This window comes from Fulvivirga kasyanovii (genome assembly GCF_009711405.1).
GTDB lineage: Bacteria > Bacteroidota > Bacteroidia > Cytophagales > Cyclobacteriaceae > Fulvivirga > Fulvivirga kasyanovii.
Map to the genome: position 1 here is coordinate 692 of NZ_SMLW01000186.1, position 1,024 is coordinate 1,715.

The following is a 1,024-nucleotide window of genomic DNA, read 5'->3' on the forward strand; positions in this document are numbered from 1 at the left end:
TGTAAACCAAAAGAAAACAAGGAAATGCTAAAGGAAAATATAGTAGAATTTGACACTCTGGTTATAAAAGAGACTACGAGTGGAAATGGTCTTTTTTTGTGGGATATTCCTAATTACCAAAACATGCTAAAAGGAGATATTGCAGAGTTGGATAAGGCAACGGCTGAAAAAATCCTTTACAACTATTCAGACCAGAGTCAGTATTTCCCGCTAATAGCGCTTAAATATGAAACACCGGACATCTTGATACTTTTTACCTTGCAAAATGGAATATCAAAAGGTTTCATAATGTCAACATTTAAAGGGAACAAGAAAGTAGATGAATTGAATTTATGGGAGCTCAGTGGGGTCAACGACTTTAAAGAGCTAGCTGAAAAAATGACATTAGACCATGGGGTCAGCAAAGGCGAGAAATACTACTTCCATGTCTTCAGTAATAACTATTATGAAGGATATTATTTTGTCAATGTTTTACTTAACGGAGAAATAGATGTTGAAAAAATTGAACTTAAGGAAGGAGATATCCCATAAGCATCCCTCAACTCCTGACAAAGCAATCCACCTCTACAAATCATAAAGCATAGGCCAACTACTCCGTAATACCCCAGATAGAAAGGGGAAAGACAAAATATTCGAGAAAGTTGGTATGTACGCGGCCTACGTGTCTGGCATAGCTCTTTAGGCTAATGACCATATCGAGTTTGAAATTTTCGTCAAGCTTGTCCAGAATGGCATAAACACTTTCAGCTTCCTCCTGCAAGGCCTCCTGTTGCTCTTCGGTGATGGGTGAATATTTATCAATTAATCGTTCCAGGTCACGCTGAAATACCTTCTCCACTTCTCTGTAATAGGGTTGTAAGGTGGGTGGCGCCGTAAATGTCCGCAAATGGGAAAGTTCAATAGCCTCTGCCTTTTCTGATTTGGTGATGGGGCCGTCAGTGCTGGCTGCCAGGAGTGAAAACAATGCAGGAGCCTTCAATAAAAGTTCTCTATCTTCTTCGGACAATTTATTCAGTTGATCTTT

2 protein-coding genes are annotated in these 1,024 nt (G+C 39.3%); one reads left to right on the top strand and one right to left on the bottom strand.

Annotation, left to right across the window (positions count from 1 at the left end):
• Positions 1-531 (top strand): hypothetical protein (locus tag E1163_RS00690; RefSeq protein ID WP_221417885.1); only part of this gene is annotated, 531 nt, incomplete at its 5' end.
• Positions 532-589: 58 nt separating this feature from the next.
• Here the strand turns inward: E1163_RS00690 and E1163_RS00695 are convergent.
• On the bottom strand, positions 590-1,024 hold a 435-nt coding region (locus E1163_RS00695; protein ID WP_185155899.1), incomplete at its 5' end, for a hypothetical protein.